Origin of the sequence: Acinetobacter sp. YH01020 (assembly GCF_013420275.1) — a bacterium.
Lineage (GTDB): Bacteria > Pseudomonadota > Gammaproteobacteria > Pseudomonadales > Moraxellaceae > Acinetobacter > Acinetobacter amyesii.
On record NZ_VOYN01000133.1, the window covers coordinates 1 to 1,007 of the forward strand.

Here is a 1,007-nt window from a genome sequence, read left to right on the forward strand (position 1 = left end):
CTCTGTACACGACAAATTTCACAGAACCCTTATCCTATCAGGATTCTGCTTTCTTAAAATTGCCAAAATTTCCTTAAACTCTTCTTTTTTCCCAAAACCAATTAAACGCTGAATCGCCATTTGAACATAGTCTAAACCATAGCGAAATAAACTCATTGAGAGTCGTCCATGCTTCTTTATTTTTATCGCTTTTTTTTGATTATGTTGCCATTCACCCGTTAAGTAACACCAACAGAAGCTTATAGCTAACACCGCAATCAATTTTTTCACTCGTCTAGGGTCTGTCAAGCGCGTATTTTCAAGATTAAACCCGCGTCCTTTGAGACAACTGAATAAGGTTTCAATTTCCCAGCGTAATGCATAATCCTGAATAGCATTGGCATTAAACTGAGGAGAAACGACGAGTAAAAGCTCTCCATTTTCTAACTGTAGTGCACTTATATATAGTTTCACCCGACCAACCAAAATCCGTCGTTTACGACATTCAATTTGACCAACTTTAAGATGGCGAAATAAATCACTAATTTTATGATTCTTTCCTAAATGATTGGTGACAATGAAGTTTTTTTAACACGAATGCAGAAGTTGATGTCTTGTTCAATTAACCATGTAAACCACTGCTCACCGATAAACTCTCTGTCTGCGAACACATTCACAATACGGTCTTTACCAAAAATGGCTATAAAGCGTTGAATCAAAGCAATACGCTCTTTCGTATCTGAATTTCCACGTTTATTAAGCAATGTCCAAAGGATAGGTATCGCTATTCCACGATAAACGATTGCGAGCATCAGGATATTAATATTTCGTTTTCCCCATTTCCAATTGGTTCTATCTAAAGTCAGTTGCACTTGGTCGAATGAAAACATATTGAAAATCAACTGAGAAATTTGACGATAATCAAAATACTGACCTGCAAAGAAGCGCTGCATACGTCGATAAAATGATTGTGGTAAACACTTGATGGGCAAGGCTTTAGATGCAGAAGAAAGATTACATGTTTGCTT

1 protein-coding gene is annotated in these 1,007 nt (G+C 36.7%); it reads right to left on the reverse strand.

Annotated features, from left to right (window positions below):
* Positions 1 to 18: 18 nt before the first annotated feature.
* Positions 19 to 1,007 (reverse strand): IS4-like element ISAba1 family transposase gene (locus FTT85_RS18525; RefSeq protein WP_179994544.1). Its coding sequence is split into 2 segments (ribosomal slippage), with 990 coding nucleotides annotated over them: positions 19 to 569 and positions 569 to 1,007; the frame shifts between segments, so codons are not numbered across the junction. This gene is flagged as partial in the annotation.